Source organism: Pseudonocardia cypriaca, from assembly GCF_006717045.1.
Classification (GTDB): Bacteria; Actinomycetota; Actinomycetes; order Mycobacteriales; family Pseudonocardiaceae; genus Pseudonocardia; species Pseudonocardia cypriaca.
The window spans coordinates 337,259-355,527 of record NZ_VFPH01000001.1 but is presented as its reverse complement, the minus strand read 5'-3'; the positions used below and the strand labels follow the sequence as shown (position 1 = coordinate 355,527).

Sequence of the window (18,269 nt, the reverse complement as noted above, 5' to 3'; positions counted from 1 at the left end):
CTCAAAGGAGCTCGACCATGACCGCTGCCCCCGTCAACGCGCGCACGCTCGTCACCGTCAGCGGGGCCGAGGTCCGCGTCCCGCACCCGCACCACCTCGTCCACCTGCAGTTCCGGCGGTTCGCCGGATGCCCGGTCTGCAACCTGCACCTGCGCTCGATCGTCAACCGGCTGGCCGACATCGAGGCCGCAGGCATCCGAGAGGTGGTCGTCTTCCACTCCAGCGCCGAGGCGCTGCGCCCCTACACCTCGGACCTGCCGCTCGATGTCGTCCCGGACCCGGGCCGGGCGCTGTACCGGGAGTTCGGCGTCGAGTCCGGCCCGCGCGCCCTGCTCGACCCACGTGCCTGGCCGACCATCGTCAGGGCCGTCGGGCACGAGCTGCGGGCCGTCCGGCGCGGCCGTCCCGCTCCCCCTGCTCACCCCGAGGGTGGACGGCTCGGCCTGCCGGCCGACTTCCTGATCGCACCCGACGGGCGGGTGCTGGCCGGCAAGCGCGGCGTACACGCCGACGACCAGTGGTCGGTCGACGAGCTGCTCGCACTCGTACCGACCCGGCACGCGGGGTGACGCCGCGCTCGGGCCTGCCGGCGTCGGCTACGCCTCCTGCTTGCCGGCCGAGGACAACGGCGTCGCCCGGGTCCCGCCGGGCGGGCACACCGTGGCGAGGAGCAGCAGCAGGGCCACCTGGGCGAGCACGCCGGGCGCCAGGGTCGGAGCGGGCCCGACCGTCTTCGTGACCGCGTACAGGACTTGCTCGACGAGGGGCAGCGACTCCCACGTGTCGGCGAAGCGCTGGTCGAACTCCCCGGCCTGCAGGTTGACGAGGACGTGGTCGACCACGCCGTACGCGGACGCCCCGAGCACGACGAGCGCGAGCACCCGGGCGGTCGTCGTGCCGCGATCACCCGGCAGCAGCACCAGCACGGTGGCCACGAGGAGCAGGATCAACGCCAGCCAGGGCACGTACTGCTCCAGGCCGTTCCAGTGCCGCTCGGAAGCCAGCTCGAACGCGGTGGCGGCGATCCCGATCATCGTCAGGGCGATCAGCCCGCCCCGGACGAGCCGCATCGCCACCGCCGGGGCCGGCCGCCACGCGCTCACGGCGTGAGGCCGGAGACGATCTCGTCGGTCGTCTCCGGCCCGGGGTTGCTCGTCGTCATGGCATCTCCAGATCGGGGCTCCGAGGCCGTCATCCAACCCCAGCGAGGCTGTGACCGCGCTCGAGGAGCCCCGACCGGTCAGCCGGCGAGCCGCACCGGGGTGCCGACCGGCTTCGGCCGCGCCGGCAGCGGAGTGACGTCGGCCTTCGGGCCACCACCAGGGAAGGCGAGCCGGGTGATCTTGCGCAGCACCTTGCCGTACTGCCTCGGCAGCGACCCGGTGGTGTACGGGAGGCCGTAGCGCTTGCAGATCTCCCGCACCTTCGGCGCGATCTCCGCGTACCGGTTGCTCGGGATGTCGGGGAACAGGTGGTGCTCGATCTGGTGGCTCAGGTTGCCCGTCATCAGGTGGAACAGCTTGCCCCCGGAGAGGTTGGCCGACCCGAGCATCTGACGGATGTACCACTGGCCCTTCGTCTCACCGTCGAGCCGGTCCTCCTCGAACGTCTCGGTGCCGTCCGGGAAGTGCCCGCAGAAGATCACCGCGTGCGACCAGACGTTGCGCACGACGTTGGCGGTGAGGTTGGCCGCGGCAGTCTGCAGGAAGCCCGGGCCGGACAGCAGCGGGAACAGCACGAAGTCCTTCGCGAACTGCTTGCGGCTCTTGCGCCAGAACGTCTTGAGGTCGGCCATGGCCTCCTCCCGCGTCTTCGTGCCGTCCTTGACCTTGTCGAACTCGAGGTCGTAGAGGGCGATACCCCACTCGAAGATCAGCGACAGGCCGAAGTTGGTGAGCGGCTGGACCAGGTTGGAGGGCTTCCACTCCTGCTCCGGGGTGATGCGCATGATCGTGTAGCCGAGGTCGCGGTCCTTGCCCCGGATGTTCGTGAACGTGTGGTGCTCGTAGTTGTGGGTCTTCTTCCACGCCTCGGCGGGCGTGGCGTGGTCCCACTCCCACGTCGTCGAGTGGATCTTCGGGTCGCGCATCCAGTCCCACTGGCCGTGCAGGACGTTGTGCCCGATCTCCATGTTGTCGAGGATCTTGGCCACGGACAGCGCCGCGGTGCCGGCGATCCACGCGGGCGGGAACTTGGAGAACAGCAGCGCTGCACGGCCGCCGACCTCGAGGGCCCGCTGCGCCGCGATGACGCGGTGGATGTAGCGGGCGTCGGCCTCGCCGAGGCTGTCGACGACCTCGGCCCGGATCGCATCGAGTTCGGCGCCGATGGCCTCGACCTGCTCGTCGGTCAGGTGCGCCGCGGCGCTGGGGGTCTCAGGCATGTCTCTCCTACAGCTCGATCTCGACGTCGCCCGCGGCGCCGGAGACGCACGTGCGGACGCTCTGTCCTGGGGTGTCGTGCACATCGCCGTTGCGGAGGTCGCGCACTCCGCCGGAGCGCAGCTTCCCGACGCAGGTGTGGCAGATGCCCATGCGGCAGCCGTTGGGCAGCAGCGCGCCTGCGGACTCACCCGCGGCCATCAGCGCGACGCCTGGGCCGGCGTCGGCGGTGATCCCGCTGGTGGTGAACGTGACGCGGCCGCCGGTGCCGGGGTCGGCGACGGGGGCAGGGGCGACGAAGCGCTCCACGTGCAGCGCGTCCGGGTCGCCGAAGCGGTCCCAATGGCCTGCGAGCGCGTCGAGCAGGCCTGCGGGGCCGCAGGCCCACGTCTCACGGGCCGCCCAGTCGGGCACGGCGTCGGCGAGCGCGTCCGGGGTGAGCCTGCCCTCGGCCGCGGTGTGCCGCTCGACGAGGCGCAACCCGGTGGTCGCGGCGAGCCTGCGCAGCTCGGATCCGAACACCAGTTCGTCGGGCGTGCGGTCGCAGTGCACGAGCACCGCGCCGTCCAGGGCGTGGGGGCGGGTGTCGACGAGATCGCGCAGGATGCCCATGACAGGCGTGATCCCGCTGCCCGCCGTCACGAAGAGCAGCTTCTCCGGCACCGGATCCGGGAGCACGAACTCGCCGGCGGGCGGCCCGATCCGCACCAGTGCGCCGACCGGGGTCCGGTGTGCGAGTGCCCCCGACACGGTGCCCCCCGGCACCGCGGTGACGGTGACGGCGAGGCGCCGCGGGTCGCGGGGCCGGGAGCTGACCGAGTAGGTGCGCCACTGCCACACGCCGTCGAGCCGGGTCCCGATCCCGACGAACTGGCCGGCCCGGTGCGGGGTGCGCGCCCGGGGGGTGTGCAGCAGCAGCGTGGTCGTGTCGGCGGTCTCGCGCCGCAGTCCCACCACGCGCGCATGCGGCTCACTGGCGGACCACAGCGGATTCAACGTGCCGAGCAGGTCATCGGGAAGCAGCGGTTGCGTGAACAACGCGGCTGCCCCGCGCGCCCGCCTGCCGATATCGCCTAGCACTCCCATGTCCGCAACGCTATTGCGCGCATCCCACACGTTGCCACGGCTCCGGCCACGGCCCGGAGGGCAGTTCTGTGGCGAACGCAAAAATCGGATGCGGAAGACCGAAACTCGTGATCGCCATGGTCCCCGCAGACCCCGTAGACGCTGCCAGGAGCACGTCAGGGGCGGTCGCACCACCGGCCGCGCTCGAGCCTTACCTCCGACGTCATCGACCGGGGCACCTCGTCCGGGCGAGGCTTCTCGTCGTCAGCAGCCGACCGGAAGGAAGAACGATGACCACCACGACCCCCACCGCCACCCTCGTGCAGCGCTACCTGGCCGCGTGGAACGCCACCGACCCCGCCGAGCGGCGCGCGGCCGTCGAAGCCGTGTTCGCCCCGAACGCGCGATACGTCGACCCGCTCGCCGACGTCACCGGCACCGACGCGCTCGACGCCCTGATCGCAGGCGCACAGGAGCAGTTCCCGGGGATGCGGTTCACCCCCGTCGGCGAGGTCGACGCCCACCACGACGTCTGCCGCTTCCAGTGGGGCCTCGGCCCGGAGGGCGCCGAGCCGCTGGTGATCGGCTTCGACGTGGCGATGGTCGACGCGGACGGCCGCATCACGGGCGTCGTGGGCTTCCTGGACAAGGTCCCCACGGCCTGATGGGGCGAGGGCCACGGCACCGACGGCACCCGACCGCGTTCCGCGGAACGCACCCGGAGACCAGGCGGAACAGCTACAGCAGGACTAGACGCGGTAGCCGCTGCTGCGCAGCTTCCGGCGGATCGCCAGCGCCTCCGAGACGAGGTGGTCGTTGCCCGCGGCCAGATATCCGTTCGGGGTGACGAGAACGTCCTCGAACCCGATCCGGGTGTCGACGCCCAGCATCATCGCCTGCTCCAGCACGGGCCACGCGCCCGTGTCCTCGCCGTGCAGCAGGATCGGCACCGGCATCGAGCCGAGCGCTCGCAGGACGCGGAGGCCCTCCGCCACGGCGGTGCTCGGGTCGGTGACGGTGGACTCGGCGAGCACCCGCGTGGTGCCGGGCGGCACGCCGTTGGTGCGCAACGTGACGGCGTCGCCGCTGGTCCACACGCCGAGCTCGATGCCGATGCCCACCGAACGGGCGGCGGCGCAGACGTCGACCCAGCCCTTCTCGTGCACGTTGACCGAGCACACGTCCGGCTTGCCGACACCGAGGTGGCCCCACGCGAGCACGGCCTCGATCCGCTTGCGCGGGTCGCGCTCGATCCAACGGCCGGTGGTGACACCGATCTCCATCGACGGCACCTGGGCCCGGATGGCCGCCACCGTGTCGCCGACGAACACCGGGTCGAGCGTCTCGAGCCCCGAGGGGTCGCGGGGGTGCACGTGCACGGAGGTGATGTTCAGCTCGGCGACCGCGCGGGCGTCACGGGCGAGGTGGCGGGCGCTCACCGGGAGCAGGGGATGCGCGTCGGCCGGCCACGACCCGTTCAGCACCGCCTGCAGCACGCTGGCACCCCCATTCCCGGGAATCCTAGCCGTCGGACGCCCGGATCGTACGTGCTCCCGGTGGGGATGATCATGCCGGTCAGGACTCGAACGTGGCGACCTCCCGCGCGGCCTCCGGCCCCCGCTCCAGCAGCACGCGGAAGCCGGCCTCGTCGAGGATCGGAACGCCGATCTCGAGCGCCTTGTCGTACTTCGAGCCCGGCGCGTCGCCCGCGACGACGAACGCGGTCTTCTTCGACACCGACCCCGCGGCCCGGCCCCCGCGAGCGGTGATGGCCTCCTTGGCCTCGTCGCGGGAGAAGCCGTCCATCGAGCCGGTGATCACGATCGACATGCCCTCGAGGGTGCGCGGCACCGACGCGTCGACCTCGTCGACCATCCGCACGCCGGCTGCCCGCCACTTGCGGACGACCTCCCGGTGCCAGTCGACCGAGAACCAGTCGCGCAGGGCCGCCGCGATGGTGGGGCCGACGCCCTCCACACTCGCGATCGGGGCGAGCGCCGCGGCGAGCGCCTTGGCCTGGGCGCGTGCGGCGTCGCGGGCCGCGCGCTCCTCGGCCGCGGCGCGGTCCTCGGGGGACGCCTCGGTGGCAGCGGCGACCGCTTCGGCCCCGGTTGCCGCCGGCGCCGAAGCGTCGTCGTCCACGTCGTCGGCGGTGCCGTCGGAGGTGATCACGAGCCCGGCCTCCGCGGTGGCCCGTGCGGCCTCCTCCGCGGCGGTCTCGATCGCCTCCATCGACCGGAACTCGCGCGCCAGCGCCTGCGCGGCCGTGGGCCCGACGTGGCGGATGGACAGGCCCACGAGCACCCGCCACAACGGCCGGTCCTTCGCCGCGTCCAGGTTGGCGAGGAGCCGGTGGCCGTTGGCGGACAGCTCGCCGTCCTTCTTGCGGAAGAGCTCGACCCGCAGCAGGTCGGCCTCCGTGAGCCCGAAGACGTCGCCCTCGTCCTGCACCACCCCGGAGGTGAGCAGCGCGGTGGCCGCCTCGTAGCCGAGGCCCTCGATGTCGAAGGCACCGCGCCCCGCCACGTGGAACAGCCGCTCGCGCAGCTGCGCGGGGCAGGACCGGGCGTTGGGGCAGCGCAGGTCGACGTCGCCCGCCTTCTGCTGGGCCAGCTCGGTGCCGCACTCCGGGCAGTGGGTGGGCATCACGAACTCGCGCTCGGTGCCGTCGCGCATGTCGACGACCGGCCCGAGCACCTCGGGGATGACGTCGCCCGCCTTGCGGATGACCACGCGGTCGCCGATGAGCACGCCCTTGCGCTTGACCTCCTGCGCGTTGTGCAGAGTGGCCAGCGCGACCGTGGACCCGGCGACGACGACCGGCTCCATCTGCGCGAACGGTGTGACGCGCCCGGTGCGGCCGACGTTGACCTGGATGTCGAGGAGCTTGGTGGTGGCCTCCTCCGGCGGGTACTTGTACGCGATGGCCCAGCGGGGCGCCCGGGACGTGGACCCGAGCCGCCGCTGGAGCGCGACCTCGTCGACCTTGACGACGACGCCGTCGATCTCGTGCTCGATGTCGTGGCGGTGCTCGCCCCAGTACTCGACGTGGGCGAGCACCTCGTCGATCCCGGTGAGCACGGCGCTGCGCTCCGACACCGGCAGGCCCCACGCGCGCAGCGCGTCGTAGCCCTGGGACTGGCGTTCGAGGGTGAACCCCTCGCGCTTGCCGAACCCGTGGCAGATCAGCCGCAGGTTCCGGGAAGCGGTGACCTTCGGGTCCTTCTGCCGCAGCGAGCCGGCCGCGGTGTTGCGCGGGTTGGCGAACGGCGGTTTGCCCGCCTCCACGAGGGAGGCGTTGAGCGCCTGGAAGTCCTCCAGCCGGAAGTAGACCTCGCCGCGCACCTCGACCAGCGCGGGCACCGGGAACTCGTCGGTGCCGGTGAGGCGGTCGGGCACCTCGTCGAGGGTGCGCATGTTGAGCGTGATGTCCTCGCCGGTGCGGCCGTCGCCGCGGGTGAGCGCACGCGTGAGCTTGCCGTTCTCGTAGAGCAGGTTGACGGCCAGCCCGTCGATCTTGAGCTCGCACAGGTAATGGAGCTTGCCCTCGCCGACGTCGCGCGTGATCCGCTCGGCCCAGGCGCGCAGCTCGTCCTCGGTGAACGTGTTGTCGAGGCTGAGCATGCGCTCGAGGTGGTCGTGCGCCGTGAAGTCGGTGGCGAACTTCCCGACCACCCGCTGCGTGGGCGACTCCGGCGTGACCAGCTCGGGGTGCGCGCTCTCCAGCTCGACCAGCTCGCGCCACAGTGCGTCGAACTGCCCGTCGGAGATGGCGGGCGAGTCGAGCACGTAGTAGCGGAACTGGTGGTCGGCCACCTCTGCGGCCAGCCGCGCGTGGCGTTCGCGCACGTCCGAGTCACTGCTCACGAGCACAGAGGTTAGCGACGAGTACCGACATCCGGCGGAAACCGCTCACCGCGACTCGCCGAGAGCGGCTACCAGTCCTCCGGCGGGTCGACGAAAGCCTGCCCCAGGTCGCGGACCAGCGCCATCGCCCGCCCCGCCCACTCCGGTGTCGCCCCCGCCAGCCCGCAGGTGGGCGTCGGGACGGTGAGGGCACCGAGGCGGGACCGGTCGAACCCGAGCCGATCGGCGAGGTCGAACACCGGACGCGCGAGATCGCGCAGCTGCGGCGGCCTCGCCGGCTCGAGCCCCGGCACCAGGCCGAGCAGCAGTGGCGTGCCCGCGTCCCAGGTCTCGCCGAGCGCGTCGAGCGCCGCCGGCAGCGCCGTCTCCCCGCGGAACACCGGCAGCGTGGCGTCGATCCCGACCCCCGCCGCGCCGATGCCCGCGAGCAACCGGATGGGCGGCCGGTCGGCGCAGCAGTGCACCACCACCGGGACGTCGAGCGCCGAGACGATGTCCCGCAGGGCGTCCTGGGCCTCCGTCCGCCCGACCGCCCGCACGGTGCCGTAGCCGGACGCCGTGGGCAGCGCGCCCGCCAGCACCGCGGGCAGCGTCGGCTCGTCGAGCTGGACGAGGACGTGCGCGCCGGTGCGGGTGGCCACCTCCGCCACGTGTGCGCGCAACCCCTCCAGGAGGCTCGCGGTGAACTCCCGGACCGCACCCCGGTCGGTCAGCACGCGGTGGCCGGTGTGCAGCTCGACGGCGGCGGCCAGCGTCCACGGCCCCGCGGCCTGCACCTTCACCCACTCCGGCCGCGCCGGCTCGCAGGCCTCCTCGAAGGCGTCGATGTCGCTGCGGAGCAGGTCGACGGCCCGGCGGTGGTCCCGGCCGGGCCGCGCCGCCACCCGGTAGGCGGTGGGCACGACCTCGACCGCGATGTCGACGAGCATCCCGGCCGTCCGGCCGATCATGTCCGCCCCGACACCGCGGGCCGGCAGCTCCGGCAGGTGCGGCAGCAGCGGCAGCTCACCCACCACGGTGGCCGCGGCCTCCCGGGCTTCCGTGCCCGGGAGCGAGCCGACGCCGGTCGCCGCGCCGTCGGGCCAACGCGCCGGCGGAGCGGCCGGCTCCTCGTCGGCGGGCTCGGCCACGACGAAGCCACCGCCCCCCACCGTGTCCCCCGGCCTGGCGCCGGTCAGGCCGGCAGCGGCGAGGGCGGCCTCGAGCGGATCGGTACTCACGGCCGCTGTCTACCACCGCCGGCCCCGCCGCATGCCGGGGCCCCGCCATGGCGAGCCCGCGACACACGTGCACCCAGCCCGCGACTCGCGTGCACTCAGAGCGCGACTCGCGGAGGTCTGGACGCCCGTGCCCGCGAGTCGCGGTCTCCGTGCGCGCGAGTCGCGGCGTGAGTGCGCGCGAGTCGCGGTGTGAGTGCGTGCGAGTCGCGCTACGCGGTCGCGGTGATCGTGGCGCTGCCCAGGACGATGTCGCCTCCCGGGTCGGGGCGGTATAGCGCCACCGCCTGGCCGGGGGCCACGCCCCGCAGCGGCTCGGCGAGCTCGACGCGCAGGCCGTCGGCCGTGGGCTCGGCGACGGCCGCGGCCAGGCCGCCGTGGGCGCGGACCTGCGCAACGCAGTCGAACCGGGCTCCCGGCGCGACACCCGCGCTCCAGACCGGGCGCTCACCCTCGATCGTGCGGACGTCGAGGGCCGTGGCGGGCCCGACCGTCACGGTGCCGGTGGCCGGCTCGATGCCGAGCACGTACCGGGGGCGACCGTCGGGGGCGGGGGCGTCGATGCCGAGGCCCTTGCGCTGGCCCACCGTGAAGCCGTGCACGCCGTCGTGGCGCGCCAGCTCGGCCCCCGACTCGGCGTCGACCACGGCGCCCGACCGGACGCCGAGGCGGGAGCCGAGGAACGTCCGGGTGTCGCCGGAGGGGATGAAGCAGATGTCGTGGCTGTCGGGCTTGTCGGCGACGCGGAGCCCGCGCTCCGCGGCCTCAGCGCGCACGGCCGGCTTCTGCGTGTCTCCGATCGGGAACATCGCGTGCGCCAGCTGGTGTGCGGTGAGCACGGCGAGGACGTACGACTGGTCCTTGTCTGCGTCGACGGCCCGGCGCAGCTCTCCGGCCACCAGCCGCGCGTAGTGCCCGGTGCAGACCGCGTCGAAGCCCAGCGCGAGCGCCTTGTCCAGCAGCGCGGCGAACTTGATCTTCTCGTTGCACCGCAGGCACGGGTTCGGGGTCTGCCCGGCGGCGTACGCGGCGACGAAGTCGTCCACCACGTCCTCGCGGAAGCGCGCCGCGAAGTCCCACACGTAGAACGGGATGCCGAGCACGTCGGCGGCCCGGCGGGCGTCGGCGGCGTCCTCGCGTGAGCAGCAGCCGCGGGAGCCGCTGCGCAGGGCGTCCGGGGTCTCGGAGAGCGCGAGGTGCACGCCGACGACGTCGTGCCCGGCGTCGACGGCGCGCGCAGCGGCCACCGCCGAGTCGACGCCGCCGCTCATCGCGGCGAGGACCCTCATCGCGCCACGGCCTTCCCCGCGCGCCTGGCCCGCTCGACGACCGGGCCGATCGCGGCGACGACCGCGTCGACGTCGGCCGCGGTGGACGTGTGGCCGAGGGAGAACCGCAGCGAGCCGCGGGCGGTGGCCTCGTCGGCACCCATCGCGAGCAGCACGTGACTGGGCTGCGCCACCCCGGCCGTGCAGGCGGACCCGGTGGAGCACTCGATGCCCTGGGCGTCGAGCAGCATGAGCAGGCTGTCGCCCTCGCACCCGGGGAACGACAGGTGGGCGTTGCCGGGCAGCCGCGACGGTCCGCCCTCGACGACGCCGGTGCCCGGGTCGCCGTTCAGCGTGGCCTCCGGCACGACGGCCGTGATCCGGGCGACGAGGTCGTCGCGCAGGGCGGCGAGCGCCGGGCCCCGTCGAGGCGCGTCGGCGACGGCGATCTCCACGGCCGTGGCCAGCCCCACCACGGCCGGGGTGTCGAGGGTGCCGGACCGCACGTCGCGCTCCTGCCCGCCGCCGTGCAGCAGTGGGGTGAGCACGACCTCGCGCCCCAGCAGGAGGGCGCCCGCCCCGATCGGGCCGCCGAGCTTGTGGCCGGTGAGCGACAGCGCATCGACGCCGGACGCGGCGAAGTCGACCGGGAGCACCCCGACGGCCTGGACCGCGTCGGTGTGCATCGGCACGCCGAACTCGTGGGCGATCGCCGCGAGCTCGCGGACCGGGTTGACGGTGCCGACCTCGTTGTTGGCCCACATCACCGAGACCAGCGCGACCCGCTCCGGCTCCCGGGCGAGGGCGGCGCGCAGCGTCTCCGGGCGCACACGGCCTGCGTCGTCGACTTCGAGCAGCTCGACCTCGGCGTCCTCGTGCGTGCCGAGCCACTGCGCGGCGTCCAGCACGGCGTGGTGCTCGATGGCCGAGACCAGCACGCGGTTGCGGCGCTCGTCGGCGTCGTGGCGCGCCCAGTAGAGACCCTTGACGGCGAGGTTGTCGCTCTCCGTGCCGCCGGTGGTGAGCACCACCTCGGACGGCCGGGCGCCCACGGCGGCGGCGATGCGCTCGCGCGCCTCCTCCACGTCGCGCCGAGCGCGGCGGCCGGACGTGTGCAGCGACGACGCGTTGCCGGTGCGGCCGAGTGCCTCCGCCATCGCCGCCACGGCCTCGGGCAGCATCGGCGTGGTGGCGGCGTGGTCGAGGTAGGTCGCGCTCGTGGCGGCCACCTCCCCCGGTCGATCGATCCGCGGGCCAGGATAGTCGCCGCGGAATGCGTGCCGGTCGCGCCCGTTACGCGGCGAGGGGGGCGCGGTGCCGGCGGCGGGTGGCCGGGTGCGGCACGCCCGTCACCGCGGCGACCGCGTCGCCGGCCGACCTCGCCAGCTCGCGGCGGTCCGACGACGGCGGCAGCGCCGGTAGGACCGTGAGCTCGCAGTCGAGACCGGGCAGCCGCAGCACCCGCATCAGGGAGTCCCAGAGCGTCTGCTCGCCGATGAACGCCGCCGCCGTGGCCCGCTCCCCACTCGGCAGCCGCATCACGACGGCCACCGGCCGCACCGGCGCGCCCGCGTCGATCGCGGCCTGGAACACCGCCCGCCGGAACGGTCCCGCCGCGGCACCGCACCAGGTCGTGCCCTCCGGGAAGACGGCGACGTCGGCGCCTTCTCGCAGGGCGTCGGCGGTGGCCGCGACCGTCGCCCGCAGCCCGCGCAGCCCCGCCCGGTCGACGAACAGCGCCCCGCTGCGCCGCGCGACCCCGCCGATCGCCGGCCAGTCGCCCATCTCGCGCTTCGCCACCATCCGCAGCGGGCGCAGCGTCCCCACGGCGAGCACCTCGATCCACGAGAGGTGGTTCACCGCGAGCAGCTCGCCACCGTCACCGAGCTCGCCCGCCACCCGCAGCCGGACCCCGCAGCACAGCAGGACGGCCCGGTAGCAGGTGCGCAGCCAGTGGGCACGCGCCCGGCCCGGCAGCAACCCGACTCCGGCGAGCGCGGCCACCAGCACGGCAGCCAGGCCGCAGAGCCGGGCGAGCACCAGCGGCGCCCGCGCTCCGTCGGACGGCGGCTGGCAGCCGGGCCCGCACGGCGACACCGGCAGCCAGCCGGACGCAGGGGCCGTCGGGTGGCGGAGCATCAGGATTCGCCGAAGAAGAACCGGGCGTAGCGCTCGTCCAGGTGGTCGAGGCCGAGGAGCACGAAGAAGTCGGCGCAGTCGAAGTCGGGGTCGAGGGCGGGCGGCCCGCAGACCCACGCGCCCAGCCGCAGGTACCCCTGCAGCAGCGGCGGGACCGCGACGCGACGGGGCCTGCGCAGCACCGGCGGCTGCCACGGCTGCAGCGGCCGCACCCGGTACTGGTCGGGCGACAGGTGCCTGGCCAGCGCGCGGTCCCAGACGGTCGAGGCCGCCGCCCCGCCGTCGGCCAGCGGCACGCTCGCGCAGCCGGCGAGCCAGCGGTGCCCGGTGAGCAGCATGTACCGCGCGAGGCCTGCCCAGACCAGGCCGACGACGGCCCCGTTGCGGTGGTCGGGGTGCACGCACGAGCGGCCCGTCTCCACCAGCGACGAGCGCAGCGGCGCGAGCTCGTCGAGGACGAACTCGCCCTCCGAGTACAGGCCACCGGCCCGCGCGGCCGCGGCAGGCGGCAACATGCGGTAGTTGCCGACGATCTCGCCGCTGCCCTCGTCGCGCACCAGCAGGTGGTCGCAGAACTCGTCGAAGCGGTCGACGTCGAACCCGGGTTCCGGGGTGTGCAGCACGGCCCCGAGCTCTTCGGCGAAGACGAGGTACCGCAGCCGCTGGGCCGCGCGCACCTCCTCCGGCTCCGTGGAGAGCAGCAGGGAGTAGCGGGTGGAGGTATCCGACTGCGGCGTGCGGGCGAGTACCTGCGTCGAGGTCACGACGCACTTGGTACGGACCGGAAGCAACAGCAGCACCCGGTTGCATGGACGCGCGGATTGCAGGCGGATGAACAGCACCGCGCCCGGCCCCGGTACCGACGAACGGCGCGTTCGTCGGATAGGTACCGACAAACGCGCGCCGTTCGTCGGAACGGTCGCGGCGGGGCGCTCAGCCCTTGCGCTTGGCGATCTCCTCCTGCAGCTGGGGAGCCACCTTGAACAGGTCGCCCACCACACCGAAGTCGGCGATCTCGAAGATCGGGGCCTCCGCGTCCTTGTTGACCGCGATGATCGTCTTCGAGGTCTGCATGCCGGCCCGGTGCTGGATGGCACCGGAGATGCCGAGCGCGATGTACAGCTGCGGCGACACCGTCTTGCCGGTCTGCCCCACCTGGAACTGGTGCGGGTAGTAGCCCGAGTCCACCGCTGCACGGGACGCGCCGACCGCAGCGCCGAGGGAGTCGGCGAGCGACTCGACCACCGCGAAGTCCTCCGCCGACCCGACGCCGCGGCCACCGGAGACCACGACCGACGCCTCGGTGAGCTCCGGCCGGTCGCCACCGGTGATCGGCTCCCGGCTCACCACCGTGGCGGAACGGCCGGTCGCCGCCGGCACCTCCACCGCCTCCTCGGCACCTGCGCCGGGGGCGGGCTCGGCCTCCACCGAGCCGGGCCGCAGCGTGATCACCGGGTGGGCGGTGTTCGCCTTCGCCTCCGCGATGTAGGCGCCACCGAACACCGAGTGGGTCGCCCCCTCCGGGGAGACGGCCACGACGTCGCCGAGCAGCCCGGAGCTCGTGCGCACCGCCACCCGGCCTGCGATCTCCTTGCCGTCCGCGGACACCGCGATCAGCACCGCCGCCGGGTCCTTCGACTCGACCAGCGACGACAGCACCGCGACCTCGGGGGCCAGGAACTCGTCCGAGTCGGTCTCGGCGACGTAGATCTTCGCCGCGCCGTACTCCTTCAGACCGTCGGCCAGCTTGCCGGCCGTGCCGGCGGGACCGACGACGACTGCCGACGGCTCGCCGAGCGCCCGCGCCGCCGTCAGCAGCTCGAACGTGCTCTTCTTGATCTCACCCTCGAGGTGGTCGACGAGGACCAGTACCTCAGCCATGACTCTCCGTCTCCCTCTCTCAGATGAGCTTCTGGGACACCAGGTAGCCGGCGATCTTCTGGCCGCCGTCGCCCTCGTCGGTGACCTTCTCGCCTGCGCTCTTCGGCGGCTTCGGCTGCGACGAGGTCACGGCCGACAGCGCGTTGGCCAGCCCGACCTCCGACGGGTCGATCCCCGCGTCCGCGAGCCCAAGCGTGGTGACCGGCTTCTTCTTGGCCGCCATGATCCCCTTGAACGACGGGTACCGCGGCTCGTTGATCTTCTCCCCGACGCTCACCACGGCCGGCAGCTCCGCGGTCAGGGTGGTGATGCCGTCGTCGGTCTCCCGCTTCACGGTGACCGACGAGCCCTCCACCGTGACCTCACGGGCGTGCGTCAACGCGGGCAGGCCCAGCACGTCGGCCAGCATCGCCGGCACCGCGGCGGACCGGCCGTCGGATGCCTCGTTGCCCGCGATCACCAGATCGACGCCCTCGACGGTGCCGACCGCCTTCGCCAGCGCCCGTGCCGTCTGCACCGCGCACGAGCCCGCGAGGGCCTCGTCCGACAGGTGCACCGCCTTGTCGGCGCCCATCGAGAGGGCCTTGCGGATCGCGTCGGTCGCCCGGTCCGGACCCATGGTGAGCACCGTGACCTCGGAGCCGTCGTTGGCTTCCTTCAGCTGCAGGGCGGCCTCGACCGCCCGCTCGTTGATCTCGTCCAGCACCGCGTCGGTGGCGTCGCGGTCCAAGGTGCCATCGGACCGCAGCTTCCGCTCCGAGTACGTGTCGGGCACCTGCTTGACCAGCACGACGATGTTCATCGGACCTCTTCGACCTCCTGCCGGTGCGGACGTGCCGCGATGGGCCTGTCGGACGCTCGGCGTCCCCGCGCCGAAAGTGCTACCAAACATGCCATCATGCGGCGGGTTCGGCGCGGCGGGCGCCCGGTTCGGGCAATTGTTACCGGCGAGTAGCTGCGCGGCAAACGTCCCGCAGGTGAGACTCCTCACCCATGCCGTGTGAGCAGGGTGACGGTGGGTAACTCTCGCCAATGGCACTTCTGAACCGAATCCGCGCATTCCTCGTCAGCCCCCAGGGCAGGCGCCTCACCGATCAGGGCAGGCGCATGGCCGCCGACCCCCGCAACCGCCAGCGCGCACGCGGCTTCCTCTCCCGCCTCCGCAGGCACTGATCCGTCCGGGGGGCGGACGGGAACGCCGACGGGCGAACCTGACGCGCCGGGTACACGCACGGGCCGATCCGCGAGTACTGTCCGGCCACCCGACCCGCGGAGCCGCCCATGTCCGTTCCGGCACGACCCGGGCGCACCCGCCTCGCCACCTCCCGACAGGCGTTCGGTGGCACTGTGGTGGGTGTGGTCGATCCCGCCCCTCTCCGGCTGCCCCGGCCTCCGGGACGGTGCAGATGATCGTCACCGGCTACGACGACCGCCAGGGCTGCGGCTACGTCCTGCGCACCGGCCCCGACGCCGCTGACGGCTTCCCGATCGGCGAGGAGGTCAGCCACGACGGCATCGCCGTGCGCGCCACCCCGGAGCTCGCCGCGCTGCTGCGCGACGCACTGCGCAGCCGGCCCACCGCCCTGCTCAGCTGGCAGGGACCGCGGGTGCCGCTCACGCTCGAGGACGCCACGCTCCTCGCCTGGCTCATGCACGACGTCGGCGGCGTCCTGTCCGTCCGCGGCGCGCCGCGCCCCATACCTCCGGGCTGAGCCCGGTACGGCAGCCTCGGACCACCGGCACCGCCCTTATGGTGTGCCGCCGTGACCGTCGCGCGTTCCGTCGCCCTGTTCGTACTGGCCGCGCTGGCCGAGATCGGCGGCGCGTGGCTCGTCTGGCAGGGGGTGCGGGAACACCGCGGCCTGCTCTGGGTCGGGGCAGGCGTGCTCGCACTCGGCGCGTACGGGTTCGTCGCGACCCTGCAGCCGGACCCCAACTTCGGGCGGATCCTCGCCGCGTACGGGGGCGTGTTCGTGGCCGGCTCGCTGCTGTGGGGGGTGGTCCTCGACGGCTTCCGGCCCGACCGCTACGACGTCATCGGCGCCGTGGTCTGCCTCGTCGGGGTCGCCGTGATCATGTATGCCCCCCGCCCGGCCTGAGATGGTCTGCACGTGACCCCCGACGCGACCCTCCCCCTCACCGGCGAGCGCACGGTGCCGGGCATCCCGGAGGAGAACTACTGGTTCCGCCGGCACGAGGCGGTGTACGTCGCGCTGCGGGACCGGTGCGCGGGGGCGCTCGTGCTGGAGGCGGGCTGCGGCGAGGGGTACGGCGCCGGCATGCTCGCCGAGGTCGCGGCCCGCGTCCTCGCGCTGGACCTCGACCCGACGACGGCGGCGCACGTCGCCCGCCGCTACTCCGGCACCGCCGTCGCGCGGGCCAACCTCGTCGCTCTGCCCGTCCGCGACCGCAGCATCGACGCCGTGGTCTCGCTGCAGGTGATCGAGCACCTGTGGGAGCAGGAGCGGTTCCTGCGCGAGTGCTCCCGGGCGCTGCGCCCGGGCGGGACCCTGATGCTGTCGACGCCCAACCGGCTCACCTTCTCCCCCGGCCGGGACACCCCGCTCAACCCGTTCCACACCCGGGAGCTGTCCGCGGCGGAGCTCGCCGGGCTCGTCCGGGACGCGGGCTTCGCCGACGTCGAGGTCCACGGCCTGCACCACGGGCCACGGCTGCGCGCGCTCGACGCCCGCCACGGGGGCTCGATCGTCGACGCCCAGGTGGCAGTGGCGCTCGGCGGCGGGACGTGGCCCCCCGCGCTGCGTGCGGACGTCGAGTCGGTGACGGTCGAGGACTTCGTGCTCGGGTCCGCGGATGTCGACACGAGCCTCGACCTGCTCGTGCTGGCGACCCGGCCCGTAGCGTCCACCCGATGAGCGAGCCCGTCGGGACGTTCTGCCTCGTGCTGCACAGCCACCTGCCCTGGCTCGCGCACCACGGGCGGTGGCCCGTCGGGGAGGAGTGGCTCTACCAGTCCTGGTCGCACGCCTACCTGCCCGTCATCGACGTGGTGCGCCGGCTGGCCGCCGAGGGCAGGCGAGAGCTGCTGACGCTCGGCGTCACGCCGGTGCTCGCGGCCCAGCTCGACGACCCGCACTGCCTGCGCGGCGTGCACGACTGGCTCGGCGGCTGGCTGCTGCGCGCGCACGGCGCCGCGGCCCGGCTGCCCGAGCTCGCCGCGCGGGAGCACCGCGCGGCGACGGACGCGCTGGAGGTGTTCGAGCGCGACTGGCGCCACGGCGCGTCCCCACTGCTGCGCGCGTTGACCGATGCCGGCGCGCTGGAGCTGCTCGGCGGCCCGGCGACGCACCCGTTCGGCCCGCTGCTCCAGCCCGAGGTCCGCGCGTTCGCGCTGGAGACCGGGCTCACCGACGCCGCGGTCCGGCTCGGCGCCCGGCCGGCCGGGATCTGGGCGCCCGAATGCGGCTACGCGCCCGGGATGGAGTGCGGGTACGCCGCGGCGGGGGTGCGGCGCTTCCTCGTCGACGGCCCGGCGCTCCAGGGCGACACCGCGCTCGCCCGGCCCGTCGGCGACTCGGACGTCCTGGCCTTCGGCCGGGACCTGGACGTGACCTACCGGGTCTGGTCGCCGCGGTCCGGCTACCCCGGCGGCCCGGACTACCGCGACTTCCACACCTACGACCACCCGTCGGGCCTCAAGCCGGCACGCGTGACGGGGCGGCGGGTGCCATCGGAGGCCAAGCGGCCGTACGACCCGGCGCGCGCCACCGCCGCGGTCGCGCGCGACGCCGCCGACTTCGTCCGAGTGGTCCGCGAGCGGCTCGTCGCGCTGCGCGAACGCCTCGGGCGGCCGGGACTCACCGTGGCGGCGTTCGACACCGAGCTGTTCGGGCACTGGTGGCACGAGGGCCCGGCGTGGCTGGAGACCGTGCTGCGCGCCCTGCCCGACGCCGGGGTGCGGGTCTCGACGCTGCGCGGCGCCGCGGCCGCCGGGCTCGTCGGCGAACCGGTGGCGCTGCCGCCGTCTTCATGGGGATCGGGCAAGGACTGGCGGGTGTGGGCCGGACCGCAGGTCGCCGACCTCGTTGCGCAGCAGGAAGGGGTGCAGAAGGCATTGCTCGGTGCGGTGGCCCCGGGTCTCGCCCGCGACCCGGTCCGCGACGCGCTCGCCACCGAGGCGCTGCTCGCGCTGTCGAGCGACTGGGCGTTCATGGTCAGCAAGGACTCGGCGGCCGGCTACGCGCGCGAGCGTGCGGCGGGGCACGCCGCACGCGTCGAGGAGCTCGCCGCCCTGCTGGCCGCGGGCCGCCGCCGCGCCGCCGAGCGCCGGATCGCGAGCTGGGGCGGCGACGACGCCGTCTTCGGCCACCTCGACGCCCGCCGCCTGCTCCCCGCTGCCCTCCCCTGAGCGGCGCGACTCGCGTACACCCACAGCGCAACTCGCGTACACGCAGAGCGCGACTCGCGTACACGCAGAGCGCGACTCGCGG

18 protein-coding genes are annotated in these 18,269 nt (G+C 74.0%); 6 read left to right on the top strand and 12 right to left on the bottom strand.

Features of this window, described 5'->3' with window-relative positions; translation table 11 throughout:
- The first annotated feature begins 17 nt into the window (after positions 1-17).
- Positions 18-569, top strand: coding sequence for a peroxiredoxin-like family protein (locus FB388_RS01780; RefSeq protein WP_142095958.1), 552 nt, complete (start codon positions 18-20; stop codon positions 567-569).
- A gap of 27 nt (positions 570-596) precedes the next feature.
- Here FB388_RS01780 and FB388_RS01775 read toward each other — a convergent pair whose 3' ends face one another.
- The 3 genes from FB388_RS01775 to FB388_RS01765 all read right to left on the bottom strand — a co-directional run bounded on the left by FB388_RS01775 (position 597) and on the right by FB388_RS01765 (position 3,467).
- Positions 597-1,103, bottom strand: coding sequence for a hypothetical protein (locus FB388_RS01775; protein WP_211361715.1), 507 nt, complete (start codon positions 1,101-1,103; stop codon positions 597-599).
- Between the two features lie 137 nt (positions 1,104-1,240).
- The gene (locus FB388_RS01770) at positions 1,241-2,383 is read right to left on the bottom strand and encodes a fatty acid desaturase family protein (RefSeq protein ID WP_142095955.1); all 1,143 of its coding nucleotides are present in this window, start codon (positions 2,381-2,383) and stop codon (positions 1,241-1,243) included.
- 7 nt (positions 2,384-2,390) lie between these two features.
- Complete coding sequence (locus tag FB388_RS01765; protein WP_142095950.1) at positions 2,391-3,467, bottom strand: ferredoxin reductase; 1,077 nt, start codon at positions 3,465-3,467, stop codon at positions 2,391-2,393.
- Between the two features lie 269 nt (positions 3,468-3,736).
- On the opposite strand from FB388_RS01765, the gene FB388_RS01760 reads away from it, so the two are divergent.
- Positions 3,737-4,111 (top strand): nuclear transport factor 2 family protein, encoded by a 375-nt coding sequence (locus FB388_RS01760; protein ID WP_142095947.1) that lies wholly within the window; start codon positions 3,737-3,739, stop codon positions 4,109-4,111.
- Positions 4,112-4,195: 84 nt separating this feature from the next.
- Here the strand turns inward: FB388_RS01760 and FB388_RS01755 are convergent, their stop codons facing one another.
- The 9 genes from FB388_RS01755 to FB388_RS01715 form a co-directional block, all read right to left on the bottom strand.
- Positions 4,196-4,942 carry a 3-keto-5-aminohexanoate cleavage protein gene (locus FB388_RS01755; RefSeq protein WP_142095945.1) on the bottom strand — a complete coding sequence of 249 codons (747 nt, stop codon included), beginning with the start codon at positions 4,940-4,942 and terminating at the stop codon, positions 4,196-4,198.
- A 79-nt stretch (positions 4,943-5,021) separates the two neighbouring features.
- On the bottom strand, positions 5,022-7,313 hold the full coding sequence (gene ligA / locus FB388_RS01750) for an NAD-dependent DNA ligase LigA (protein ID WP_246121484.1): 2,292 nt from the start codon (positions 7,311-7,313) through the stop codon (positions 5,022-5,024).
- 68 nt (positions 7,314-7,381) lie between these two features.
- Positions 7,382-8,443 carry a uroporphyrinogen decarboxylase/cobalamine-independent methonine synthase family protein gene (locus tag FB388_RS01745; protein ID WP_246122034.1) on the bottom strand — a complete coding sequence of 354 codons (1,062 nt, stop codon included), beginning with the start codon at positions 8,441-8,443 and terminating at the stop codon, positions 7,382-7,384.
- 299 nt (positions 8,444-8,742) lie between these two features.
- Complete coding sequence (mnmA, locus tag FB388_RS01740) at positions 8,743-9,819, bottom strand: tRNA 2-thiouridine(34) synthase MnmA (protein ID WP_142095936.1); 1,077 nt, start codon at positions 9,817-9,819, stop codon at positions 8,743-8,745.
- Positions 9,816-11,027, bottom strand: coding sequence for a cysteine desulfurase family protein (locus tag FB388_RS01735; protein ID WP_142095933.1), 1,212 nt, complete (start codon positions 11,025-11,027; stop codon positions 9,816-9,818). Before FB388_RS01735 ends, mnmA begins: the two co-directional genes overlap by 4 nt.
- Before the next feature lie 64 nt (positions 11,028-11,091).
- Positions 11,092-11,937 (bottom strand): lysophospholipid acyltransferase family protein, encoded by an 846-nt coding sequence (locus FB388_RS01730; RefSeq protein ID WP_246121482.1) that lies wholly within the window; start codon positions 11,935-11,937, stop codon positions 11,092-11,094.
- On the bottom strand, positions 11,937-12,701 hold the full coding sequence (locus FB388_RS01725; RefSeq protein ID WP_142095930.1) for a GNAT family N-acetyltransferase: 765 nt from the start codon (positions 12,699-12,701) through the stop codon (positions 11,937-11,939). Before FB388_RS01725 ends, FB388_RS01730 begins: the two co-directional genes overlap by 1 nt.
- A 169-nt stretch (positions 12,702-12,870) precedes the next feature.
- Positions 12,871-13,818, bottom strand: coding sequence for an electron transfer flavoprotein subunit alpha/FixB family protein (locus FB388_RS01720; protein ID WP_142095927.1), 948 nt, complete (start codon positions 13,816-13,818; stop codon positions 12,871-12,873).
- Positions 13,819-13,837: 19 nt separating this feature from the next.
- Positions 13,838-14,620 (bottom strand): electron transfer flavoprotein subunit beta/FixA family protein, encoded by a 783-nt coding sequence (locus tag FB388_RS01715; protein ID WP_142095924.1) that lies wholly within the window; start codon positions 14,618-14,620, stop codon positions 13,838-13,840.
- Positions 14,621-15,224: 604 nt separating this feature from the next.
- Between FB388_RS01715 and FB388_RS01710 the strand changes: the two genes are divergently transcribed.
- Genes FB388_RS01710 through FB388_RS01695 form a run of 4 tightly spaced genes read left to right on the top strand, consistent with a single transcriptional unit; the run spans position 15,225 to position 18,187 of the window.
- Entirely contained in the window at positions 15,225-15,530 is a 306-nt protein-coding gene (locus FB388_RS01710; RefSeq protein WP_142095921.1) for a hypothetical protein, read from the top strand.
- Between the two features lie 51 nt (positions 15,531-15,581).
- A complete protein-coding gene (locus FB388_RS01705) occupies positions 15,582-15,917 on the top strand; it encodes a YnfA family protein (protein WP_142095919.1) in 336 nt (111 codons plus the stop codon).
- A gap of 12 nt (positions 15,918-15,929) precedes the next feature.
- Entirely contained in the window at positions 15,930-16,694 is a 765-nt protein-coding gene (locus tag FB388_RS01700; protein WP_246121480.1) for a class I SAM-dependent methyltransferase, read from the top strand.
- A complete protein-coding gene (locus FB388_RS01695) occupies positions 16,691-18,187 on the top strand; it encodes a 1,4-alpha-glucan branching protein domain-containing protein (RefSeq protein ID WP_142095913.1) in 1,497 nt (498 codons plus the stop codon). Before FB388_RS01700 ends, FB388_RS01695 begins: the two co-directional genes overlap by 4 nt.
- Positions 18,188-18,269: the final 82 nt, after the last annotated feature.

Excerpts from the sequence above, each read along its gene's own strand:
- FB388_RS01770 (WP_142095955.1), bottom strand. The coding sequence starts at position 2,383 with ATGCCTGAGACCCCCAGCGCCGCGGCGCACCTGACCGACGAGCAGGTC.
- mnmA (WP_142095936.1), bottom strand. The coding sequence starts at position 9,819 with ATGAGGGTCCTCGCCGCGATGAGCGGCGGCGTCGACTCGGCGGTGGCC.
- FB388_RS01760 (WP_142095947.1), top strand. The coding sequence starts at position 3,737 with ATGACCACCACGACCCCCACCGCCACCCTCGTGCAGCGCTACCTGGCC.
- FB388_RS01720 (WP_142095927.1), bottom strand. The coding sequence starts at position 13,818 with ATGGCTGAGGTACTGGTCCTCGTCGACCACCTCGAGGGTGAGATCAAG.
- FB388_RS01765 (WP_142095950.1), bottom strand. The coding sequence starts at position 3,467 with ATGGGAGTGCTAGGCGATATCGGCAGGCGGGCGCGCGGGGCAGCCGCG.
- FB388_RS01730 (WP_246121482.1), bottom strand. The coding sequence starts at position 11,937 with ATGCTCCGCCACCCGACGGCCCCTGCGTCCGGCTGGCTGCCGGTGTCG.
- FB388_RS01780 (WP_142095958.1), top strand. The coding sequence starts at position 18 with ATGACCGCTGCCCCCGTCAACGCGCGCACGCTCGTCACCGTCAGCGGG.
- FB388_RS01715 (WP_142095924.1), bottom strand. The coding sequence starts at position 14,620 with ATGAACATCGTCGTGCTGGTCAAGCAGGTGCCCGACACGTACTCGGAG.
- FB388_RS01710 (WP_142095921.1), top strand. The coding sequence starts at position 15,225 with ATGATCGTCACCGGCTACGACGACCGCCAGGGCTGCGGCTACGTCCTG.
- FB388_RS01695 (WP_142095913.1), top strand. The coding sequence starts at position 16,691 with ATGAGCGAGCCCGTCGGGACGTTCTGCCTCGTGCTGCACAGCCACCTG.